Below are 22088 nucleotides of genomic sequence, written 5' to 3' on the forward strand. Positions count from 1 at the left end.
CGTACATCGCAACCTGAATAATGTTTAAAACCCGAACTGGTCTGCTGAGTTAAAATATTGTTATGGTTAGGCTGCGAGTTTGAGGGCTGCGATGATAATTAGTAATGATTTCAGGAGTAATACCTTGGATAAGGTCTGGTTAAAACGGTATCCGGCAGATGTGCCCGCAGAGATTGATGCCGATCGCTATTCGTCGTTGATCGAAATGTTTGAGCATGCCGTGCAGCGCTATGCCGATCAGCCCGCCTTTATCAATATGGGCGAGGTGATGACCTTCCGCAAACTGGAAGAACGCAGCCGGGCTTTCGCGGCTTACCTGCAAAATGAACTGGGCCTGAAGAAGGGCGACCGCGTCGCACTGATGATGCCTAACCTGTTGCAATACCCCATCGCCCTGTTCGGCATTCTGCGCGCCGGCATGGTGGTGGTCAACGTCAACCCGCTGTATACCCCGCGTGAGCTGGAGCACCAGTTGAACGACAGCGGCGCCAGCGCCATCGTCATCGTGTCCAACTTCGCCCATACGCTGGAAAAAGTGGTGTTCAACACTCAGGTTAAGCACGTGATCCTGACGCGCATGGGCGATCAGCTGTCGGCCGCCAAAGGTACGCTGGTCAACTTCGTGGTCAAGTACGTCAAGCGTCTGGTGCCCAAATACAACCTGCCGGACGCCATTTCATTCCGCAGCGCGCTGCAGCGCGGCCGCCGCCTGCAGTATGTAAAACCGGACATCATTAATGCCGATCTGGCCTTCCTGCAATATACGGGCGGCACCACCGGGGTGGCGAAGGGCGCGATGCTGACGCACCGCAACATGCAGGCCAACCTCGAGCAGGCCAAGGCCGCCTATTCGCCTCTGTTCCGCGAAGGGCAGGAACTGGTGGTGACGGCGTTGCCGCTGTATCACATTTTCGCGCTGACGGTGAACTGCCTGCTGTTTATCGATCTGGGCGGGCGCAATTTGCTGATCACCAACCCACGCGACATTCCAGGGCTGGTGAAAGAACTGGGCAAATATCCGTTCACCGCCATGAGCGGGGTGAATACGCTGTTCAACGCGTTGCTGAACAACGAAGAGTTCCACAAGCTCGATTTCTCTACGCTGCGTTTCTCGGTCGGCGGCGGCATGTCGGTGCAAAAAGCGGTGGCCGAGAAGTGGGAGAAAACCACCGGTAAACACCTGCTGGAAGGTTATGGCCTGACGGAGTGCGCGCCGTTGGTGGCCGGTAACCCTTACGATCTGAAACACTACAGCGGCAGCATCGGCCTGCCGGTGCCGTCGACGGACATTCGTCTGGTGGACGACAATGGCCAGGATGTACCGCCGGGCGAACCGGGCGAACTGTGGGTCAAAGGGCCGCAAGTTATGTTAGGCTATTGGCAGCGCCCGGGCGCCACCGACGAAGTGCTGAAAGATGGCTGGTTGGCGACCGGCGATGTGGTGACCGTAGACGAGCAGGGGTTCGTGCGCATCGTCGACCGCAAGAAAGACATGATCCTGGTCTCCGGTTTCAACGTTTACCCGAACGAGATCGAGGACGTGGTCAGCCAGCATCCGAAAGTGCTGGAATGTGCGGCGATCGGTGTGCCGAGCGAGGTCTCCGGCGAAACGGTGAAGATCTGCGTGGTGAAGAAAGACGCCTCGCTGACCAAGGAAGAGCTGCTGACCCATTGCCGTCGGCACCTGACCGGGTATAAAGTGCCTAAAATTGTTGAGTTCCGCGATGAACTGCCGAAGTCTAACGTCGGCAAGATTTTGCGGCGAGAACTGCGCGATGAGCTAAAAACGCCGAAGCCGGCCGATGCCGCCTAGGTGTCGCTCTCGCGCCTGACTATCAACAACGCCGGTGAATGCCGGCGTTGTTGTGTTTGAATCCTACAAGAGAATGATGTTTTGAATTATCAGTTGATCACTACCGATGCCGGATTGCAGCAGGTCTGCGAGCAGGCGAGAAAGCATGCCCAGATTGCGCTGGACACCGAGTTTGTCAGAACGCGCACCTACTATCCGCAGCTGGGCCTGATCCAGCTCTACGACGGTGAACAACTCTCCCTTATCGATCCTCTGCCGATCAAGCAATGGCAGCCGTTTGTCGACCTGCTGGCCGACACCGCCGTGGTGAAGTTCCTGCATGCCGGCAGTGAAGATCTCGAAGTGTTTCTCAACGCCTTTAAAACGCTGCCGACGCCGATGGTCGATACCCAGATCCTGGCGGCCTTTACCGGCCGGCCGCTCTCCTGTGGCTTCGCGACGCTGGTGGCGGAGTACATGAAGGTTGAGCTGGACAAGAGCGAGTCGCGCACCGACTGGCTGGCGCGCCCGCTGACTGAAAGACAGTGCGTGTATGCGGCCGCCGACGTGTTCTATCTGCTGCCGATGGCTAAACAGTTGGTGCAGGAGACCGAAGAGGCCGGTTGGACCGCGGCGGCCAATAACGAGTGCCTGCTGCTGTGCCAGCGCCGTAGCGAGACGCTGGCGCCGGCATTGGCCTACCGCGAAATCAGCAACGCCTGGCAGCTGCGCCCGCGTCAGCTCGGTTGTCTGCAGAAGTTGGCGGAATGGCGGCTGCGCCAGGCGCGTGAGCGCGATCTGGCGGTGAACTTTGTGGTGCGTGAGGAGAACCTGTGGCAGGTGGCGCGCTATATGCCGTCTTCGCTGGGAGAACTGGATTCGCTGGGTCTGAGCGGGCCGGAGATCCGTTATCACGGTAAAACGCTGCTGGCGCTGGTGGCGGAGGCCGAAGCGCTGGACGAGTCCGAGTTGCCGGCGCCGTTGGCCAACCTTATCGATCAGCCGGGCTACAAGAAGGTGTTCAAAGACATCAAGGCGGCGATCGCCACCGTCAGCGAGCAAAGCGGGTTGAGCAGCGAGCTGTTGGCATCCCGTCGCCAAATTAACCAATTGTTGAACTGGCATTGGAAACTGAAGGACGGCGAAAGTCGCCCTGAATTAATCAGCGGCTGGCGCGGCGATTTATTAATGGCGCCGTTGCAGGACATCCTGAAAGATTATTAATCGCTGATTATCACCAGGGCAGGGTAGGGAAACTCTGCTCGGGTGAATATAGGCAGGAAATAATGCGTTGAAGGTAAATCTGGCCAGAATTTACTTTAAACGAGGTGGCGGCAAAGTTAATTGGGAATTGTCCCAAAGGGAAAAATCGATTTTTTGCTGCCGATAATGCTTAATAACTGGATGCACATACAGTTACCCCCTGCATAAAATATACAGGGGGTAATTAATGCGTCGCAATCATTTAGCTGCTTCTTCCGATTCCGGCAATGTCACGTTAAGTTCAAGTACCGAAATATCGTCCCCTTTCTGCTCGAACTGCACGTGCAGCATTTCAGGATCGATCTGAATGTATTTGCAAATAACCGCCAGAATATCGCGTTTCAAATCAGGTAGATACGGGGGCTCACTGTCCCCGCGGCGACGCTCAGCGACGATAATCTGCAGCCGTTCCTTGGCTATATTGGCTGTCTGTTTTTTGCGGGACAGAAAGAAGTCTAATAAGGCCATGGTTTATCCCCCAAAAAGGCGTTTCAGGAAACCCTTCTTCTCTTCTTCAATGAAGCGGAATGGGCGTTCTTCCCCCAACAAGCGGCAAACGGTATCGTCATACGCCTTACCGGCGTCTGACTCGGCATCCAGAATGACAGGCTCACCCTGGTTGGAAGCGCGCAGTACGGACTGGTCTTCCGGGATTACGCCCACCAGCGGAATGCGCAGGATTTCCAGCACGTCTTCCATGCTCAGCATGTCGCCACGGCTGACGCGGCCCGGGTTGTAACGGGTCAGCAGCAGGTGTTCCTTGATAGGCGATTCGCCTTTCTCAGCGCGGCGTGATTTGGAAGAGAGAATGCCCAGGATACGGTCGGAGTCGCGTACCGAAGACACTTCCGGGTTGGTGGTGATGATAGCTTCGTCGGCGAAATACAGCGCCATCAGCGCACCGGTTTCGATACCGGCCGGTGAGTCGCAGACCACGAAGTCAAAATCCATCTCGCCGAGATCGTTGAGGACTTTTTCAACGCCTTCACGGGTTAACGCGTCTTTGTCGCGTGTCTGCGAAGCCGGCAGGATATAGAGGTTTTCAGTGCGTTTGTCTTTGATCAACGCCTGATTCAGCGTGGCATCGCCCTGAATCACGTTCACGAAATCATAAACTACCCGACGTTCGCAGCCCATGATCAGGTCAAGATTACGCAGACCGATATCGAAATCGATCACGACGGTTTTCTTGCCTTTTTGGGCCAGGCCGGTAGCGATGGCCGCGCTCGAAGTGGTCTTGCCAACGCCCCCTTTACCCGATGTAACAACAATAATGCGTGCCATGAAATGGATTCCTTGTCAAAAGGGCTTAATTTAAAGGTTGTATGGTTAAAGCGTTATCCAACAGGCTGAGTCGTACGGCCTGCCCGAGGTAATCGGACGGGATTTGGTCGCTCAACCAGTACTGCCCTGCGATAGAGACTAGCTCAGCCGCCAGGTGGGTGCAAAAAATCTGACATTGCGTGTCGCCTGACGCGCCTGCCAGTGCGCGACCGCGCATCATGCCGTAGACATGAATATTGCCGTCGGCAATCAATTCGGCGCCGGCGCTGACGCTGCTGGTCACGATAAGATCGCTGTTGCGGGCGTAAATCTGTTGGCCGGAGCGGACAGGCGTACTGATGATGCGCGTTTTGGCGGGGGCGTTATCCGCCACCACGGGCGCTGGTGCAGGCTCCGGCGCCGCCATTTTCTGGCCTTTGCCTTCGCTCAGCAGCGGCAGCCCGGCGCGGGCTATCGCGCGCTTTTGACGCTCATCTCTGCAACCGCTGATACCCACAACGCGCAGACCTGCTGCCGCGACAGCCTGTTGAAGTTCTTTCCAGTTCGCATCGCCTTCCAGCGTTGCGACGTTGATAACAACAGGGGCGTTTTTCAGAAAAGCGGGCGCTTGCTCAACTTTTTCCTGTAACGCCTGGCGTATTACCTCGGGCTGCGAATTATGCAAATGAACAACCGATAGGGTAAAACTGCTGCCTTTTAGCTCAATTGGCGATTGTGACATCTATCCTGACTCAGTCTCAGCAACTTTAAATCCCCGGAATACCACTCGGGGTGCGATATTCCGATGTACTATAAGCATGTTATAGTCAGAGTTATATCCAGGCAAGACGCTCCCTCAATTAAATAGAGTTAAAAAAATGCTTTGTGTGATCTATAGAAGCCCGAAACGCGATCAAACTTATCTTTATGTCGAAAAAAAAGACGATTTCTCTCGTGTGCCGGAAGAGCTGATGAAAAGTTTCGGCGTGCCGCAATTCGCCATGATGCTGTCGCTCGATGAGCGCAAAAAATTGGCCTCGGCGGATATCGAAAAGGTGAAGCAGGCGTTGAAAGACGAAGGCTATTATCTGCAGTTCCCGCCGCCGGTTGAAAACCTGCTCAATCAGCATCTGGCGGGCGATAAGGCCTGAGACAGTCGCCACGGCCAGGGGAGGCGCGATGACACGTTCGGCGAGAAAGACCGTATTGGCCGCCTGGTTGGCGCTGGGCGGGGTGCTGATGCCCGGCGCATCGCAGGCGGCGCAGGAGACGACGCTGGCGGCGAGCGGCCGCGATCCGGCGCAGTTCCCGGCGTATGTCGATCAACTTAAGCGCCGGGCGCGGGAACAGGGCATCAGTCAGACCACCCTTGATCGCGCGTTTGCGCAAATCCATTTCGTCGATCGGGTGATCAAGGCCGATCGCAATCAGCCGGAGCAGAAGGTAACCCTGGACGACTATCTACGGCGGGTGATGTCGCCCGCCAAGGTGCGCCAGGGGCGCGAACTGTATCGGCTGCGCCATGCGCAATGGTTGCGGGCCAGCGAGCGCTATCGGGTGCCAGGGCGTTATATCATCGCGCTGTGGGGGATGGAGAGCGCCTACGGCAAGATTCAGGGGCGGGAAGACGTGGTGTCTGCGCTGGCGACCTTGGCGTTTGAAGGGCGCCGTGAAGCTTTTTTCAGCCAGGAACTGATGGCGGCGCTGCAGATAGTTGAGCAGGGGCACGTCGGCGATACGCCGCTGAAAGGCTCCTGGGCCGGCGCGATGGGGCAATGCCAGTTTATGCCGAGCTCCTTCTTGCGCTACGCTGCGGATGGCGACGGCGACGGGCGCATCGATATCTGGAATAACATTGACGACGTTTTCGCGTCTACAGCCAGCTATTTGTCCAAAGAGGGTTGGCAGCCCGGCATCGGTTGGGGGCGCGAGGTCAAATTGCCCGCCGGTTTCAACCCGGCCGAACTGGGCCTGAAAGACGCGCAGGCGCGCAGCGTCAACGACTGGCAGAAACGCGGCGTGCGCCGCGCGGATGGCAGTGCGTTGCCGCATGCCGTGCAGCGCGGTTGGATTATCGCGCCGGATGATCTGCAGGGGCGGACGTTCCTGGTCTATGATAATTTCCGCACCCTCATGCACTGGAATCGCTCTTACTATTTCGCTCTCGCCGTGGGTATGATGGCAGACGCGATCGGGCATTGATCCGGCACACCAATAATCGGCTTGGCGCGCCAAGCCTCTACAGTTTGGGAGAAGCGGTATGTATCAACATAGAGACTGGCAGGGTTCGTTGCTCGATTTCCCGGTGAACAAGGTGGTCTGCGTCGGCAGCAACTACGCCGATCACATCAAGGAAATGGGCAGCGCGGTGTCCGTCGAACCGGTGGTGTTTATCAAACCGGAAACGGCGTTGTGTGATATTCGCCAGCCGGTGGCCATCCCCAAAGAGTTCGGTGCGGTGCATCATGAGGTGGAGCTGGCGGTATTGATCGGCACGCCGTTGAAACAGGCCAACGAAGATCGCGTTGCGCGGGCGATCGCCGGTTACGGTGTGGCGCTCGATCTGACGCTGCGCGATCTGCAAGCGGGCTTTAAAAAGGCCGGTCAGCCGTGGGAAAAGGCCAAGGCCTTCGACGGTTCCTGCCCGATGTCGGGATTTATCCCGGTGGTGGAATTCGGCGATCCGCAAAACGCCGAGCTGTCGTTGACCGTCAACGATCAATTGCGCCAGCAGGGCAATACGCGCGACATGATCACGCCAATCCTGCCGCTTATCAGCTACATGAGCCGCTTCTTCACGCTGCGCGCCGGTGACATCATCCTGACCGGCACGCCGCAGGGCGTGGGGCCGATGGCTTCCGGCGACATGCTGAAAATCAGCCTGAACGGCAAAATGCTCAGCACCCGGGTGATCTGATTTCTCCTTGCCGCCGACATCGTCGGCGGCAAAGCTTGCATCTTGTGGCTAAAATGTCTATATAGTCCCCCCTCGAACCTGCGCGCAGGTGACTTATCCATTTACCGAAACCGGACGCTAACATGTCACAACTCGCTTTTTGGCAACAGAAAACGCTGGCGGAAATGTCAGAACAAGAGTGGGAATCGCTGTGCGACGGGTGCGGGCAATGCTGTTTGAATAAGCTGATCGACGAAGATACCGACGAGATTTATTTTACCAACGTAGCCTGCAACCAGCTCAACATCAAATCCTGCCAATGCCGTAACTATGAGCGGCGCTTCGAGCTGGAAGAAGACTGCATCAAACTGACGCGCGAGAACCTCACTACCTTCGATTGGCTGCCGCCGACCTGCGCCTATCGCCTTATTGGCGAAGGCAAGCCGCTGTTTCCCTGGCACCCGCTGATCAGCGGCTCCAAAGCGGCGATGCACGGCGAGCGCATCACGGTGCGGCATATTGCGGTGCGCGAGAGTGAAGTGGTGGACTGGCAGGATCATATCCTCAACAAGCCGGACTGGGCCAGATAACGCGGATACCTTGACAGATGTTGCTAGGCAACACGAGTTTTAATGCCAGAGGGCGGCGTGTTAAGACATTCCGCCCTCTTGGCTATTGAGCTTACGCGCGTGAGACTCTTGCTTCACGCTTTTTTATCTCGGCGATGCCAGTTGGCCAGATTTTTCAGCGGCTGCTTCACATACGGGCTGGCTTTGATCAGGCTGAACAGCAGTTTATTCACCGCCGTGCCCACTTTGTCCATTGGCCGGTCGACATCGAGAAACAGCACCGCACGCAGCTCGTCGGTATCATTGCGGACCTCGTGTTCATAAGAATCATCAAACAAAATCACCTTGCCTTCATCCCAGTGCAGAATTTGGTCGTCAACGCGGATCCAGAGCTTGTCCCGATCCTTTGGCACGATCAATCCCAGATGCGCGCGCACGACGGCTCGAGTCGGGCCCTTGTGGGGCACGATGTGATAGTGCGGTTTGAGGATTGAAAACATGGCGGTGCGCATGCCCGGGATCTCGCTGACCGCCTCTGCCGTGCGCGGGCAGATGGCGCAGTTTTCATCAACCCGTTGCCCGTAGACAAACAGCCCGAAGGTTTTCCAGTTATCTCCTTTAGAGATGCGTTTCTGATCCGGCGATATTTGGTGGAACGCTGGGATATCCTCCGGGTGCTCCAGCAACCGATCCAACTCCTCGCGAATGGCCGGCCAACGGGCTTCCAGCGCCGTCACCCAATGAAATTCATGATTACCGATCCGCGGCGTGGTGGAGATGAGCGAATGGCGAGTCTGAAATTCGCCGTTCCAGCGCAGGAATTTTTTCCCGGCTTTGAGCAGCATGCGCCGCAGGAAGGGGCGCTGAGACGAAGGGGGCAATGTGGTATCCGGCATAGTATCGTGTCCTTGATGTAATATGATGTGCTGTAGTCAGCCAAAACCTGGCTCACAGGAAGAAAGGGTGAAAGTCAACACGTCATTTAGCATAGGGAAAGCATCGCGAACGATTTTAATCTTTAGTGCGCGAATAGCGTTGATGCTTGCTGCCGGATAGAGGCAAATTCCAACAATTTATTTAAGGATGGTAAGGGCTTGTGTGAGGGAGGAGGGGGGGAAAAAAGCCCCTGCAAAGATGAGGGGCAAGACACACAACAACACCAGGGAAATCGGTAGTACTCACTTTGCCGATACTATAAGGATTTTATGGGTAAACTTCACCAAAATATTGTGCTCTGAATGTGACAAAGGTGCAGTCGTTCATAAGTAACGGTAATTTATTGATGCTCGAAGGCTGAAAGGAAGGTGCCAGAGTGGCCAGTTTTTAGTCGCCGATATCGCAGAAGCTTAATGTTATGTAAATTACGCGCTTAACTGTGCCGGGATGCTTCTTTTTAAACGATAAGTTGGGTAATTTGGCCGCTCTCCCGCAAGTTCGAGAGTATAACAATGAAAATGATCCGCCTGTTTGCCGTAGCTGGAGCGCTGATCGTGCTCGTTTACTTCCTTACACATACCTGAGGTGGCTTTATCTCGGAATGTGGCAGCAATACCTAAAAAAACGGCGCCTTCCGGCGCCGTTTTTTGTTTGTCTGCCGATCAGTGGCCGAACAGGTCGCGGCGGCGTGGGCGAACAAACTGCGCGATCAGCACAATCAGCGCCACCAGCAGATAGGCGCCGAAGATGCCGACCAACCATTGCGGCATTTCCAACGTCAGGAATTGCCATTGACGCACGGAGCAGTCACCGGAAGCGTGGAACACCGCCGGCAGCCATTTGTCCAGCGGCAGCCATGACGGGAAGCTGACGAAGAAATCGCAGGTATTGAATGGCGAAGGATGCAACTGGATCATGGTGTGCTTCCACGCCAGCTGTACGCCTTCCCAGGCGCTGTAGATCCACAGCAAGATCGCCGCGTAGCGCAGCGGCGTTTTCGGCGCGATGGCGCCCACCAGCGAGGCGCCGAGGATACCGAACAGCGCGCAACGCTCGTAAATGCACATCACGCACGGCTGCAGCAGCATAACGTGCTGGAAATAGAGCGCGACCAGTTCCAACACCAACGCTGTCAGGGCCATCAGCAGCCAGGCGCCGCGTCCTTGTGAACAGCGGTTAAAGAATTGCAACATATCTAGATTCTTCCATGCAGTAAGCAATTGAACCGGCAGTGTAAACCAATTCCTCTTCGCTGCCAGCCACCTGGGCCGGATTCAGCGTAAAAATAGTCGGTTCACCCTGCCGGCGCCGTCTCAGTGGCCGACGGCGTCGATGGACGGCAGCGTCAGCCAATGCCACTGCGTCAACAGCTCGGTCGCCGGTTCCAAGGTGAACTGGACGCACAGCAGGCCAACCACCGTCAGCACCACCGTATAAGGCAGGGCCATCCATACCATGCGGCCATACGACAAACGCACCAGCGGCGCCAGCGCAGACGTCAGCAGAAACAGAAACGCCGCCTGCCCGTTAGGGGTGGCGACCGAGGGCAGGTTGGTGCCGGTATTGATGGCGACCGCCAGCAGCTCGAACTGCTTCAGCCCGATAGCGCCGGTTTCCAGCGCGGTGCGCGCCTCGTTGATGTAAACCGTGCCGACGAACACGTTGTCGGAAACCGACGACAGCAGGCCGTTGAACAGGTAGAACAGCGAAAGCTGAGAAGCGGGCTCGGCGCGCAGCACAAACTGGATCACCGGGCTGAACAGGTGCTGCTCGATGATGACCGCGACCACGGTGAAAAACACCGTCAGCAGCGCGGTGAACGGCAGCGCTTCCTGGAACGCTTTGCCGATGGCGTGCTCGTCGTTCACGCCGCACAGGGAGGTGGCGAGAACGATCACCGACAGGCCAATCAGCCCCACTTCAGCCAGGTGGAAGGCCAGCGCCAGCACCAGCCAAACGCCGATCAGCGCTTGCATCACCAGTTTGAGTCGTTCTTGTTTGCTACGGCCCGCAGTGGCCTTGCGGTCATACTCTTTCAGCACGTCGCGTACCGCTTCCGGTAGCTGCGCGCCGTAGCCAAACAGGCGAAAACGTTCTACCAGCCAACAAACCAGCAGGCCGCACACCAACACCGGCAGCGTGACCGGCGCCATTCGCAGGAAGAAATCGATAAAACCCCAGCCCGCGTTTTTGGCGATGATCAGGTTTTGCGGCTCGCCTACCATGGTCATGACACCGCCGAGCGCGGTGCCGACGCCGGCGTGCATCAGCAGGCTGCGCAGAAAGGCGCGGAATTGCTCCAGCGTCTGTTTGCGCTCTTCGCCGGTAAAATCGCTGTCATCGCCGATGTCGCCGTCGGGGCGATTCGACGTCACGTTGTGATAGATGGAATAGAAGCCGGTGGCCACGCTGATCACCACCGCCACGACCGTCAGCGCGTCGAGGAAGGCGGAAAGAAAGGCAGCGGCCAGGCAGAACGCCAGCGACAGCAGCGTTTTCGAGCGGATGTTGAGCAGCAGCTTGGTGAACACGAACAGCAGCAGTTGCTTCATAAAGTAGATGCCGGCCACCATAAAGATCAGCAGCAGCAACACGTCCAGATTGTGTTCGATCTCCTGCGAGACCTGCGCCGGGCTGGTCATGCCGATGGCCACGGCCTCGAGCGCCAGCAGGCCGCCCGGCAGCAGCGGGTAGCATTTCAGCGCCATCGCCAGGGTAAAGATGAACTCGACCACCAGCAGCCAACCCGCGATAAACGGGCTGGCGAAAAAGAACACCAGGGGGTTGATCGCCAGAAAAATGAGAATGGTCAGTTTGTACCAGTCGGGAGATTGCCCCAGAAAATTTTTGAGCAGGGCGCTACGCAGGGTTGTTTCCATTGTGCTCTATGCATCCTTCAATCAGTCGTAGCACGTACCCTAACAATGCGGCGGGGGCGTGCGCAACCTGAGCTTGTTTTACGATGAGAAAATTCCTGCGACCGGTATTTTTGCTCGTTTTTTGCCACGTTATGCACACTTTCGTTTATTGTTTTTCGCTCACGCTATGTCATGTCAGCACGATCTGGTATGATGAGCTGATTACTTTTACTGATTTTATCGTCGCAACGGAACGTCAAACACATGGTCATAAAGGCGCAGAGTCCTGCCGGTTTCGCGGAAGAGTACATTATTGAGAGTATTTGGAATAATCGCTTCCCCCCTGGCTCTATTTTGCCCGCGGAGCGTGAGCTTTCGGAGTTGATTGGCGTCACGCGCACCACGTTACGTGAAGTGTTGCAACGTCTGGCCCGCGATGGCTGGTTGACCATTCAGCATGGCAAACCGACCAAAGTGAACAATTTTTGGGAAACGTCCGGCCTCAATATCCTTGAGACGGTGGCCCGTCTCGATCACAAAAGCGTCCCTCAGCTGATCGATAACCTGCTGTCCGTGCGCACCAATATCGCGTCGATCTTTATTCGCGCCGCGGTGCGCAATCATCCTGAGCAGGCCCAGGAAGTGTTGGCGAAGGCCGCCGAGGTAGAAGATCAGGCGGACGCTTTCAATCTGCTCGATTACGAGATCTTCCGCGGTCTGGCGTTCGCTTCCGGCAACCCGATCTACGGCCTGATCTTCAACGGTCTGAAAGGGCTGTACACCCGCGTGGGCCGTTACTACTTCTCCAATCCGGAAGCGCGCAAGCTGGCGCTGGCCTTCTACAGCAAGCTGTCCACGCTGTGCCATGAGAAATTGTACGACCAGGTGATGGATACCGTGCGCAGCTACGGTAAAGACAGCGGAGCGATTTGGCAGAGCATGCAGGGCACCATGCCGAGCGATCTGACCGAAGCGCGTCGTTAATCGCGAGTCAATGAAAAAGAAAGGGCGCCATGCGGCGCCCTTTGTCGTTGTGGCGGTTACAGCGGCGTAGGCCGCGGCGGGCAGCGATCGAGCAACTCTACACTGCCGTCTTCATTTTGCTGCTCGAGGATCACGTCGAAGCCCCACAGGCGATGCAGGTGCTTCAACACGTCGCGGCGGCTCTTATCCAGTGGCGCGCGTTCCTGCGGGATGTAGCGCAATGTCAGCGAGCGGTCACCGCGCAGATCCACGTTCCAGATCTGAATGTTCGGCTCATGGTTGCTCAGGTTGTATTGCGCCGACAGCTCCTGGCGGATCGCCCGGTAACCGGCTTCGTTATGGATCGCGGCAATCTCCAGATAGTTGTTGCGATCGTCGTCCAGCACGGTGAACAACCGGAAATCGCGCATCACTTTGGGTGACAGGAACTGGCTGATAAAGCTCTCGTCCTTGAAGTCGCGCATGGCGAAGTGCAATGTCTCCAGCCAGTCTTTTCCGGCGATGTCCGGGAACCAGTAGCGGTCTTCTTCGGTCGGCGATTGGCAGATGCGCTTGATGTCCTGGAACATGGCGAAGCCCAGCGCATAAGGGTTGATGCCGTTATAGTACGGGCTGTTGTACGGCGGCTGATACACCACGTTGGTGTGGCTGTGCAAAAACTCCAGCATAAACCGCTCGGTCACTCGGCCCTCGTCGTACAGATGGTTGAGGATGGTGTAATGCCAGAAGGTGGCCCAACCCTCGTTCATCACCTGAGTCTGCTTTTGCGGGTAGAAATACTGGCTGACTTTGCGCACGATGCGCAACACCTCACGCTGCCAGGGTTCCAGCAGGGGTGCGTTCTTTTCGATAAAATAGAGGATATTTTCCTGCGGTTCGCTCGGATACCGGCGCGCCTGCTCCGGCGACTCTTCGCGTTCAACGCGTGGCAAGGTCTTCCATAACGTATTCACCTGGCTTTGCAGATACTCTTCGCGGCTTTTCTGGCGCGCTTTCTCTTCCACCAGGGAGATTTTCTGCGGGCGCTTGTACCTGTCGACCCCATAGTTCATCAGCGCATGGCAAGAGTCCAGCAGTCGCTCCACTTCATCGACGCCGTAGCGCTCTTCGCACTGGCTGATGTAGTGGCGGGCGAACAGCAGATAATCGACGATGGAGCTGGCGTCGGTCCAGCTGCGGAACAGATAGTTATTCTTGAAGAACGAGTTGTGGCCATAGCAGGCGTGCGCCATCACCAGCGCCTGCATGGTGATGGTGTTCTCCTCCATCAGGTAGGCGATGCAGGGATTGGAGTTGATGACGATTTCATACGCCAGCCCTTGCTGGCCCTGTTTGTAGCGCTGTTCGGTTTCGATGAACTTCTTGCCGAAGGACCAATGGGTATAGTTGATCGGCATGCCAACGCTCGAATAGGCGTCCATCATCTGCTCGGAGGTGATCACCTCGATTTGATGGGGGTAGGTGTCGAGTCGGTAATGCTTGGCGACGCGGTCGATCTGCTCCAAATACACCTGCAGCAGTTCGAACGTCCAGTCCGGTCCATCGCTCAGACGTTTATCATCCTTAACCTTTTCATGTGTTGAAGTAGTCATCAGCGCACCCTCATTATTCACGGGTCTTGCTCAAACGGCAGACCCTGTAACAAGCATAGTTCAAGTCATAATTAACCATTGCAAATCAGTGAAATAAAAATGCCGGTACGCAAAGGAGCGAACGGCGGTCAATCCGGCGCCCGTCCCGGCAGAAGGCGGTGCGGCACCACACTTCCTCTTCGAGTATAACCCTGCGGCAGGGGGGCGCAACACAATGCCTGTTGCACGACAAGGATTGAAAATGGTTATGTTATATTGTAACTTTTAATTTTTCCCGATAACGGACAAGGAGCGCATTTTGGCGAGGCATTTTGGCAAACTGGCGGTGGCGCTGGCCGCGTTGTTTATCAGCGGGCAGGCATGCGCCCACGGGCATCATTCACATGGCAAGCCGTTGACGGAGGCGGAAAAAAAGGCGGAGGCGGGGATGTTCGACGATAAGGACGTCAAAGATCGCGACCTGGCCGACTGGGAGGGCGTGTGGCAATCCGTGTATCCCTATCTGCTCAATGGGGATCTTGACCCGGTGTTCAAGAAGAAAGCGGCACAGGACAAGCGCAAGACCTTCGCCGAAGTGAAGGCGTATTACCGCAAAGGGTATGCCACCGATGTGGATACCATCGGCATTGAAAACGGCGTCATGGAATTTCACCGCGGTGACCAATCCAGCGCCTGTCAGTATAAGTACGCCGGGCATAAGATCCTGACGTATGTTTCCGGTAAAAAGGGTGTGCGTTATCTGTTTGAATGTCAGGATGCCGGCAGCCTGGCGCCGAAATTCGTGCAGTTCAGCGATCACATTATCGGCCCGCGCAAATCGGCGCATTTCCATATCTTTATGGGCAACACGTCGCAGGAAGCGTTGCTGAAAGAGATGGATAACTGGCCGACTTACTACCCATTCCAACTGCAAACCAAAGAAGTCGTGGATGAGATGCTGCATCATTGATGCTGCTCGTTCCCGCAACCACAAGCCCGCCTGTGTGGGCTTGTGCTCAGTCAAACGGTCTGATTTGCAGGTAATCGTCCGTCACTTCCATTTCAAATAGCGTTTTATCTGCCAACAAGGTCGCACGCATTCGTTCCCGGGCTTGCCGGTAGCGTTCATCCAACTGAATATCACCGGCGCTTTCCCATGCGACTCGGCTTGGCCATTGCGCATAGCCGATAAACTGCCCGCCCACATCCCGATGCAGGCGCGAGCCAAGGCTGCCGCGCTGCAGATAGATACCTTGGGTCAACGCCAGCCAAGCCTGGCGAAAGGCGTGTTCGTGTCCGGGTTTGACTGAAAACTGGTAGATGGCGATGAACATAAGACGTTCTCCACAATAGCGACGGTGTGAACTTTAGGCGCTGCTTCTGGCTTTAACGTTCATATCGTGCTGCAGCGTTCAACATAAACGGGCGGGCCAAGGGCTCGGGTGTTTTATTCCGGCACTGAAAGCAAGGTTAACGGCAGCTGAAATTTTGCGCGATTTTTCTGCTGCGGAGGGAGGGGGCTCTCTTTGTTTGTTATGTTGGTATTTTTTATTTTATTGGGTTTTTATTCTGTTTAAATGTTGGCTGGTATTTTTATATTCTGTTAAATCAATGTTGCTTATTACGCCTTTTTTGAGTGCTATCATTGATAGCGTTGATATCAATTCAGTGGCGGTATGACGCTATAATCCCCTCTAAACCGCATCTTATCGCTATTTGCAGACGGCTATTGCAAATACATGGCCCATCGACGATAAATTAATTGTGAATATTGTCACGTTTGATGACGAAGTTGTTGGACGGATTTTTTCACTGAGTTAATTTCCTGTAAGCAGAAGATTATGCTTTGTGAAGCCTTGGGCTGGAGTCAGCGATGCGAGTGGTAATTTTAGGTAGTGGAGTGGTGGGCGTAGCCAGTGCCTGGTATTTGGCGAAGGCGGGGCATGAGGTGACGGTGATCGATCGTCAGCCAGGCCCCGCACTGGAAACCAGCGCGGCGAACGCCGGGCAGATTTCACCGGGTTATGCTGCCCCCTGGGCGGCGCCGGGCGTGCCGCTGAAGGCCATCAAGTGGATGTTCCAGCGCCATGCGCCGTTGGCCATCCGCCTCGACGGCAGCAGCTTCCAGCTGAGCTGGATGTGGCAGATGTTGAAAAACTGCAACACCGAACACTACATGACCAACAAAGGCCGCATGGTGCGCCTGGCGGAATACAGCCGCGATTGTATCAAGGCGCTGCGTCAGGAAACCGGCATCCAGTACGAAGGTCGCCAGGGCGGCACGCTGCAGCTGTTTCGCACTCAACAACAGTTCGAAAACGCCGCGAAAGACATTGCGGTATTGGAAGATGCCGGCGTGCCTTACCGGTTGCTGGAAGCCGGCCAGCTCGGCAGCGTCGAGCCGGCGCTGGCGCAGGTGGCGCACAAGCTGACCGGTGGCCTGCAGTTGCCGAACGACGAAACCGGCGATTGCCAGCTGTTTACGCAACAGTTGGCGAAGATGGCAGAGCAGGCGGGCGTCACCTTCCTGTTCAACCGCAGCGTCGATCGTCTGCTGGTGGAGGGCGACAAGATCGCCGGCGTGCAGTGCGGCGAGGAAGTGTTCAAGGCCGACAGCTATGTGGTGGCGTTCGGCTCGTACTCCACGGCGCTGCTGCGCGGCCTGGTGTCCATTCCGGTTTACCCGCTGAAGGGCTATTCGTTGACTATTCCTATCACCGACGAAGCGGCGGCGCCGTTCTCTACGGTATTGGATGAGACGTATAAAATCGCCATCACACGCTTCGACCAGCGTATTCGCGTTGGCGGCATGGCGGAGATCGTCGGTTTCAATACGCAGCTGGAGCAAAAACGGCGCGAAACGCTGGAAATGGTGGTGCGCGATCTCTACCCGAACGGCGGCCGAGTGGAAGAGGCGACGTTCTGGACCGGCCTGCGGCCGATGACGCCGGACGGCACGCCAATTGTCGGCCGCACCTCGCTGAAGAACCTGTATCTCAATACCGGGCATGGCACGTTGGGCTGGACGATGGCCTGTGGCTCCGGGCAGTTGTTGTCCGATCTGATGTCCGGCATTACGCCGGCGATCCCTTCCGATGACCTGGCGGTGGCGCGTTACAGCGCCGGGTTTCGTCAGCAACACGCGGTTCCGCTGAACGACGTGCATCCCGCACGTTAATCGTTGACTCTGTCATAGACTTTCCCGGCCACGCGCAGGCGCGCGTGGCCGCCGTACGCTGCCCCAAGGAGAAGCGATGCCCCGTCCCATAACCGCCACGATGCATCTCGGCGCGATTGAAAATAACCTGCAGGTGGTGCGCCGTTTCGCCCCCGGCGCCAAAGTCTGGGCGGTGGTCAAGGCTAACGCCTATGGCCACGGCATCAAACACGTTTGGCGCAGCATGGCGCAAACCGACGGCTTCGCCATGCTGGATCTGGCCGAAGCGGTGCTGCTGCGCGAGTCGGGTTGGCAAGGGCCTATCCTGTTGTTGGAAGGCTTCTTCCAGCCGCAGGATCTGGCGTTGCTTGATCGTTATCGCCTGACGACGGCGGTGCACAGCGACTGGCAACTGGCGGCGATCGCCGACGCCACGCTGAACGCGCCGCTCAATGTCTATCTGAAAGTGAACAGTGGCATGAATCGGCTGGGGTTCGCACCCGAGCGGCTGCATGAGGTGTGGCGCAGGGCGCAGGCGGTAGCCAACATTGCCGAGCTTACGCTGATGAGCCATTTTGCCACCGCCGACGGCCCTGAAGGCGTGACGCAGCAGATGGCCACCATCGAGGCGGCGGCTACCGATATACCGCTGCCGCGCTGCCTGGCCAACTCGGCCGCCACGCTGTGGCACCCTTCGACCCACGGCAGTTGGATCCGTCCTGGGATCGTTCTCTATGGCGCTTCGCCGAGCGGTTGCTGGAATGACGTTGCGACGACGGGGCTGCAGCCGGCGATGACGCTGAGCAGTGAAATCATCGGCATTCAGCAGCTGAAGTCTGGCGATCGTGTGGGTTACGGTGGTCGTTACAGCGCCGCAGGCGCACAGCGTATCGGCGTGGTGGCCTGCGGTTACGCCGACGGCTATCCGCGTCATGCGCCGACCGGTACGCCGGTATGGGTTGGCGGCGTGCTGACGCGCACCCTGGGAACGGTATCGATGGATATGCTGGCGGTGGATCTGACGCCCTGTCCGCAAGTCGAACTGGGCGCCGAAGTCGAGCTGTGGGGGAAACGTCTGCCGGTGGATGAGGTGGCCACGGCGGCAGGGACGTTAGGCTATGAACTGCTGTCGGCGTTAGCGGCGCGAGTGCCGGTCGCCATCGAGGCCTGAGCCGGGGCTTAGGCGACTTTTCTGATCTGCCCTTTAATCTGCTTGCTGAGCCGCCGCGCGTGCAGCGCCAGCAGGCAGCCCGCCAGCATCACCAGCGCCAGCGACAGCTTGGGTTGCAGCGGCAACGCCATCGCCACCAGACCCAGCGCGGCGCCGCCCGCCATCTGCACGAAACCGACCAGCGCGGACGCGACGCCGGCCTCATTGGAGTAGGGTTCCAACGCGTAGCTGGTGGCCGGGCCCATCACGAATGCCAACCCGGCGCAGGCGCTGGCGACGGGCAGCATATACGCCAGCCAGTGCGTTTGCGCCGTCGCGGGCAGCAGCATGACGCCCAGCAGCAGGCCCAGACAGCCCAGCCCCATCAACATGCCGCCGGTCGCCAGACAAACCGGGCGGCCGACCTTGTGGATGATGCGGTTGGCGAAGAAGCTGACCAGCATGATCCAGAAACCGTTGGCGCCGAACACCAGCGAGAATTGCAGCGGCGTCAGGCCGGCGGTGCCCATCAGCACGTTCGGTGCCAGAGAAACGTAGGTCAGCGCCATGCCCATCGCCCCGGAGTTCACCACCGCAAAGGAGAGAAAACGCCGTTCGCTGAGGATGCGCGCGTATTGACGCACCGGCAACCCCTTGACCGGCACGGTGTCGGCGGGGCGAGTTTCCGGCAGGCGCAGCGCGATGAGCGCCAACACCAGCAGCGCGTAGCCGACCAGAAACCAGAAGGGCGCGCGCCAGCCGAAGGCTTCGGCGAGCAGGCCGCCGAGCAGCGGCGCCAGCGCCGGGATGATGTTCAGCGTGCCGTTAAGAAAGCCGAAAGCGCGGGCGGCGTCGTCGCCATTCAGGCGATCGCGCACGCCGCTGAAGGCGACGACGGCGGTGCAGCAAACGGCCACCCCTTGCAGCAGACGCGAAGCGATGAAAATCGTCGGGCTGGTGGCCAGCGCCGCCATCGCGGCGCCGATCATGTAGAGGATAATGCCGGCCAGCGCCACCGGTTTGCGGCCATAGTTATCCACCAGCGGGCCGGCGATGAGCTGGCCGAGGCCAAGTACCAGAATAAATAGCGATATGGTGGATTGGATCAACGCTTCGCTGCTGCCCAGACCGACGGCAATAGCGGGAATCGTCGGCAGATAAAGATCGATGCCTAATGGGCCGAGCAGCACCAGGCTGAGAAGCATAAACAGAAACTTTTGCATAACAGAAAAGGCACGTCCGAGTGACAAAGAGGGCTAGAGTAGAGACTCTGGCGGCAAATGAAAAGGGGCAAAGCGGGTCAGCGCTGCGCCCCCTGACGATAATAGAGCGCCGAGACGGTATCGGCCACATAGCGGGCCTGGTGGCGAGCATCATCCAGCGCACGATGCGGCATACCTTCGAACGGGCGAGCCTTTTTCGGGTTAAAGCCATGCAGTTCCGCCAGCGTGATCACCGTGCGCACGTCCTGAGTATCCCAAAACTTCCACGGGCAGGGCATTTCCAACTGCTGGAAGGCGTGTTCGAGGATCGCGCAGTCGAACTCTTTGCCGTTGCCCCAGACTTTCACCGTGTCGGTGCTGTTCATATGGATAAAGCGGCTGAGGCTGCTCAGCACGCGCTTCAGGCTCTCGGTGCCGCCGAAGGCCTGTTTGCGCGCTTCATCGGACTGTTTCGCCCACCAGGCGACCGTGTCCAGGCTGATGGTACGGCCCGGTTGGTCTTTCTGACTGCTGACGGCGGTTTCGAATTCGGCGCCCAGCGCCCCGGTCCGGGGATCGAAAAACACCGCCGCAACCACCAGAATGACGGCGCTGGGTTTTATATCCAGGGTTTCAATGTCTAACATCAGATGGTGCATCGGCGTTTCCGGTGGTGGGCGTGGTGGCTTAATGTTACTACAGAACGTGCGCCGATGCGGCCGGTGCGCACATGAAATCCTTTTAAAGCGCCTCGTTCAGGTTATGATGCTCGTGATACTCTTGTCAGGTTGGTCGCTATCGGTGAGAACGCTTATCTTTATTCTGTGCATGGCCGGCTACTTGCTGTTGCTGGGCTACCTTAGCATGTTCGTCACGGACAAGATCTGTGAGAAGGCGGGTAACTACACCAAAATATGCCGCGTCGTAGACATTTCCGAACCTCATATTCCCAAATAGCCCCCAGTTTATCCCAGATAGTCGGTGGTAATCAGCGGCGTCAGGATGGCAGCCAGCGCCGTGAGCGCCCCCCATTGCCGCCAGCCCAGCCGCGCCAGCCAGTCATGCCGCTGCGGCGGCGTGGACAGTTGCCCGACGGCTACGGCGCCGGTCAGCAGCAGCGTCAGAATCAGCAGCACCAGGCAACGGCTCACCAACGTGAACTCAACATGCAGCACATTGGCGTAATACAGGCGCATCAGAATAAAATAGCTCAGCAAGATCCAGGCGAAAACGACGTTCTTCTTGAGCACCTGCTGCAGCATCAACGCGAGAAACAGGCTGTGAAACAGCGACAGCAGCGGGGCCTCGATCGGGTGCCGAACGCAGACGTTGTAGACCGCCATATAAATGTTGAAAACCAGCAGGATATAGATCACATAAATATACCAGCCGTAGATGACCTTGAGCTTTTTCGGGGTCGGCGGCAGGGAGAGTGCGTCCGGTTTCATTAATGCCTCCTGATGATGCCATGTAAACGCTGTGCTTGAAGACGGCGCGGCGACATCGTAATTTAAAATCCACAGGGTATATATCACCCGAGCGCTAAATGACAATTAAACGCGGGATCGGCTTTATTTCCGCGTTGGCCTGGAACTCTTTTGCGCCCGCGGGGTCGATTGGCGTACGAATGCCTGGCGGTTTTTGCATTATGATGACAGATATAATTTATTGATATGAAAGATTATAAAAACACTTCGGGCACAAAAATTCTGCTGCTGTTCAGCCTGGCGTTTTATACGCTATTGCCACCGTTGCTGACGGCGGTCGTGTTCAACCGTTTCAATCTTAATCCGTTCGCGATCGTCAAATTTTTTCACTTCAACCCGTTTTTGGCCGATCGGGGCATACCCGGCTATCAGACTTTCTTCTACTTGCTGATGCTATGGTTGGGGTTGAACGCTTTGCTCTGGCTGCTGGTGTGGGGGGCGGGGCGATTGTATCAACGCTGGCGATCGCCGCGCGGCTGATAGTTTCTCAAAGGGGAAAGTTGCCTGGGGAAATGACTTTGCATTCAATAATGAGACGTATTATCATTTTATTCGCCGGTGAGGGGAAAAGGGTTGTCTCCTTCTGTGCCCCCCGATCCGGCACGACATTGCTCACATTGCTTCCCGTTTTCATGCCAGCCTTGCGCTGGCACTTTTTTATCCCACGCCAAAAACCATGACGCCGGTGGTCAGCCTCTTTTCATTAATATGACTGTTTAAAAGCCAGCGCGCGGCATTGGGGCGTTAGAACAGCGAAAACAGCAACACCACCGGCAGGCTCAACGGCCAGGTTAACCCGATGGTCAGTGCGCTGATACAGCGAATTTTGACGGTGTCCCGGCTAACCAGGTAGGTGAAAACCATAGAAACTAACAGACCAATAAAATAACAGTATTGCGTTGCAACCCACAGCGGCGACATGAAACCCGATCCCAGTTGTATTTTTACGCGCGAATTCTA

23 protein-coding genes are annotated in these 22088 nt (G+C 56.9%); 11 read left to right on the forward strand and 12 right to left on the reverse strand.

The genetic code is table 11. The annotated features are described in order from the left end of the window. The first annotated feature begins 124 nt into the window (after positions 1–124). Positions 125–1813 carry a long-chain-fatty-acid--CoA ligase FadD gene (gene fadD / locus JL05_RS14890; RefSeq protein ID WP_033632852.1) on the forward strand — a complete coding sequence of 563 codons (1689 nt, stop codon included), beginning with the start codon at positions 125–127 and terminating at the stop codon, positions 1811–1813. Positions 1814–1894: 81 nt separating this feature from the next. Further along, positions 1895–3016: a ribonuclease D gene (rnd, locus tag JL05_RS14895; protein ID WP_033632853.1), complete on the forward strand. Its 1122-nt coding sequence runs from the start codon at positions 1895–1897 to the stop codon at positions 3014–3016. A gap of 237 nt (positions 3017–3253) precedes the next feature. Here the strand turns inward: rnd and minE are convergent, their stop codons facing one another. From minE to minC, 3 genes are read right to left on the reverse strand one after another with little or no spacing between them, the layout of a single operon-like run. Further along, a complete protein-coding gene (gene minE / locus JL05_RS14900) occupies positions 3254–3523 on the reverse strand; it encodes a cell division topological specificity factor MinE (protein ID WP_004932303.1) in 270 nt (89 codons plus the stop codon). A gap of 3 nt (positions 3524–3526) precedes the next feature. Then, positions 3527–4339, reverse strand: coding sequence for a septum site-determining protein MinD (gene minD, locus JL05_RS14905; RefSeq protein ID WP_004932300.1), 813 nt, complete (start codon positions 4337–4339; stop codon positions 3527–3529). A 25-nt stretch (positions 4340–4364) separates the two neighbouring features. After that, positions 4365–5060, reverse strand: a complete 696-nt coding sequence (minC, locus tag JL05_RS14910) for a septum site-determining protein MinC (protein WP_033632854.1) — start codon at positions 5058–5060, stop codon at positions 4365–4367. A gap of 136 nt (positions 5061–5196) precedes the next feature. Here minC and JL05_RS14915 point away from each other — a divergent pair, with 136 nt between their 5' ends. The 4 genes from JL05_RS14915 (at position 5197) to ycgN (ending at position 7804) form a co-directional block, all read left to right on the forward strand. Further along, positions 5197–5469 carry a YcgL domain-containing protein gene (locus JL05_RS14915; RefSeq protein WP_004932294.1) on the forward strand — a complete coding sequence of 91 codons (273 nt, stop codon included), beginning with the start codon at positions 5197–5199 and terminating at the stop codon, positions 5467–5469. Positions 5470–5557: 88 nt separating this feature from the next. Continuing rightward, positions 5558–6520 (forward strand): lytic murein transglycosylase, encoded by a 963-nt coding sequence (locus tag JL05_RS14920; RefSeq protein WP_238545867.1) that lies wholly within the window; start codon positions 5558–5560, stop codon positions 6518–6520. Positions 6521–6578: 58 nt separating this feature from the next. Further along, positions 6579–7235: a fumarylacetoacetate hydrolase family protein gene (locus tag JL05_RS14925; RefSeq protein ID WP_033632856.1), complete on the forward strand. Its 657-nt coding sequence runs from the start codon at positions 6579–6581 to the stop codon at positions 7233–7235. A gap of 122 nt (positions 7236–7357) precedes the next feature. Further along, positions 7358–7804, forward strand: a complete 447-nt coding sequence (gene ycgN, locus JL05_RS14930; protein ID WP_004932284.1) for a cysteine cluster protein YcgN — start codon at positions 7358–7360, stop codon at positions 7802–7804. 113 nt (positions 7805–7917) lie between these two features. On the opposite strand, the gene JL05_RS14935 is transcribed toward ycgN, so the two are convergent. The 3 genes from JL05_RS14935 to nhaB form a co-directional block, all read right to left on the reverse strand. Continuing rightward, positions 7918–8679: an aspartyl/asparaginyl beta-hydroxylase domain-containing protein gene (locus tag JL05_RS14935; protein ID WP_033632857.1), complete on the reverse strand. Its 762-nt coding sequence runs from the start codon at positions 8677–8679 to the stop codon at positions 7918–7920. A gap of 702 nt (positions 8680–9381) precedes the next feature. Further along, complete coding sequence (dsbB, locus tag JL05_RS14940; RefSeq protein ID WP_033632858.1) at positions 9382–9912, reverse strand: disulfide bond formation protein DsbB; 531 nt, start codon at positions 9910–9912, stop codon at positions 9382–9384. A 120-nt stretch (positions 9913–10032) separates the two neighbouring features. After that, a complete protein-coding gene (gene nhaB, locus JL05_RS14945; RefSeq protein WP_033632859.1) occupies positions 10033–11598 on the reverse strand; it encodes a sodium/proton antiporter NhaB in 1566 nt (521 codons plus the stop codon). A gap of 243 nt (positions 11599–11841) precedes the next feature. Here nhaB and fadR point away from each other — a divergent pair, with 243 nt between their 5' ends. After that, positions 11842–12561 (forward strand): fatty acid metabolism transcriptional regulator FadR, encoded by a 720-nt coding sequence (gene fadR / locus JL05_RS14950; protein ID WP_004932271.1) that lies wholly within the window; start codon positions 11842–11844, stop codon positions 12559–12561. A 56-nt stretch (positions 12562–12617) separates the two neighbouring features. Here fadR and JL05_RS14955 read toward each other — a convergent pair whose 3' ends face one another. Further along, positions 12618–14153: a SpoVR family protein gene (locus tag JL05_RS14955; protein ID WP_016927460.1), complete on the reverse strand. Its 1536-nt coding sequence runs from the start codon at positions 14151–14153 to the stop codon at positions 12618–12620. A 298-nt stretch (positions 14154–14451) separates the two neighbouring features. Between JL05_RS14955 and zinT the strand changes: the two genes are divergently transcribed. Continuing rightward, positions 14452–15102, forward strand: a complete 651-nt coding sequence (zinT, locus tag JL05_RS14960; RefSeq protein ID WP_033632860.1) for a metal-binding protein ZinT — start codon at positions 14452–14454, stop codon at positions 15100–15102. Between the two features lie 46 nt (positions 15103–15148). On the opposite strand, the gene JL05_RS14965 is transcribed toward zinT, so the two are convergent. Next, entirely contained in the window at positions 15149–15466 is a 318-nt protein-coding gene (locus tag JL05_RS14965) for an antibiotic biosynthesis monooxygenase family protein (protein WP_033632861.1), read from the reverse strand. A gap of 539 nt (positions 15467–16005) precedes the next feature. Between JL05_RS14965 and JL05_RS14970 the strand changes: the two genes are divergently transcribed. Then, positions 16006–17310, forward strand: coding sequence for a D-amino acid dehydrogenase (locus tag JL05_RS14970; protein ID WP_028127472.1), 1305 nt, complete (start codon positions 16006–16008; stop codon positions 17308–17310). A gap of 76 nt (positions 17311–17386) precedes the next feature. Further along, entirely contained in the window at positions 17387–18460 is a 1074-nt protein-coding gene (gene dadX, locus JL05_RS14975) for a catabolic alanine racemase DadX (protein ID WP_033632862.1), read from the forward strand. Positions 18461–18468: 8 nt separating this feature from the next. On the opposite strand, the gene JL05_RS14980 is transcribed toward dadX, so the two are convergent. The 3 genes from JL05_RS14980 to JL05_RS14995 all read right to left on the reverse strand — a co-directional run bounded on the left by JL05_RS14980 (position 18469) and on the right by JL05_RS14995 (position 21089). Then, positions 18469–19662 (reverse strand): multidrug effflux MFS transporter, encoded by a 1194-nt coding sequence (locus tag JL05_RS14980; RefSeq protein WP_033632863.1) that lies wholly within the window; start codon positions 19660–19662, stop codon positions 18469–18471. Positions 19663–19739: 77 nt separating this feature from the next. Beyond that, positions 19740–20300 carry a 3'-5' exonuclease gene (locus JL05_RS14985; protein ID WP_033632864.1) on the reverse strand — a complete coding sequence of 187 codons (561 nt, stop codon included), beginning with the start codon at positions 20298–20300 and terminating at the stop codon, positions 19740–19742. Positions 20301–20606: 306 nt separating this feature from the next. Beyond that, positions 20607–21089 carry a hypothetical protein gene (locus JL05_RS14995; RefSeq protein WP_004932246.1) on the reverse strand — a complete coding sequence of 161 codons (483 nt, stop codon included), beginning with the start codon at positions 21087–21089 and terminating at the stop codon, positions 20607–20609. A gap of 225 nt (positions 21090–21314) precedes the next feature. On the opposite strand from JL05_RS14995, the gene JL05_RS15000 reads away from it, so the two are divergent. Continuing rightward, on the forward strand, positions 21315–21608 hold the full coding sequence (locus JL05_RS15000; RefSeq protein ID WP_015378107.1) for a hypothetical protein: 294 nt from the start codon (positions 21315–21317) through the stop codon (positions 21606–21608). A gap of 264 nt (positions 21609–21872) precedes the next feature. On the opposite strand, the gene JL05_RS24910 is transcribed toward JL05_RS15000, so the two are convergent. Beyond that, complete coding sequence (locus tag JL05_RS24910; RefSeq protein ID WP_015378105.1) at positions 21873–22049, reverse strand: GhoT/OrtT family toxin; 177 nt, start codon at positions 22047–22049, stop codon at positions 21873–21875. Between the last annotated feature and the right edge of the window lie 39 nt (positions 22050–22088).

The organism is Serratia nematodiphila DZ0503SBS1 (assembly GCF_000738675.1).
Classification (GTDB): Bacteria; Pseudomonadota; Gammaproteobacteria; order Enterobacterales; family Enterobacteriaceae; genus Serratia; species Serratia nematodiphila.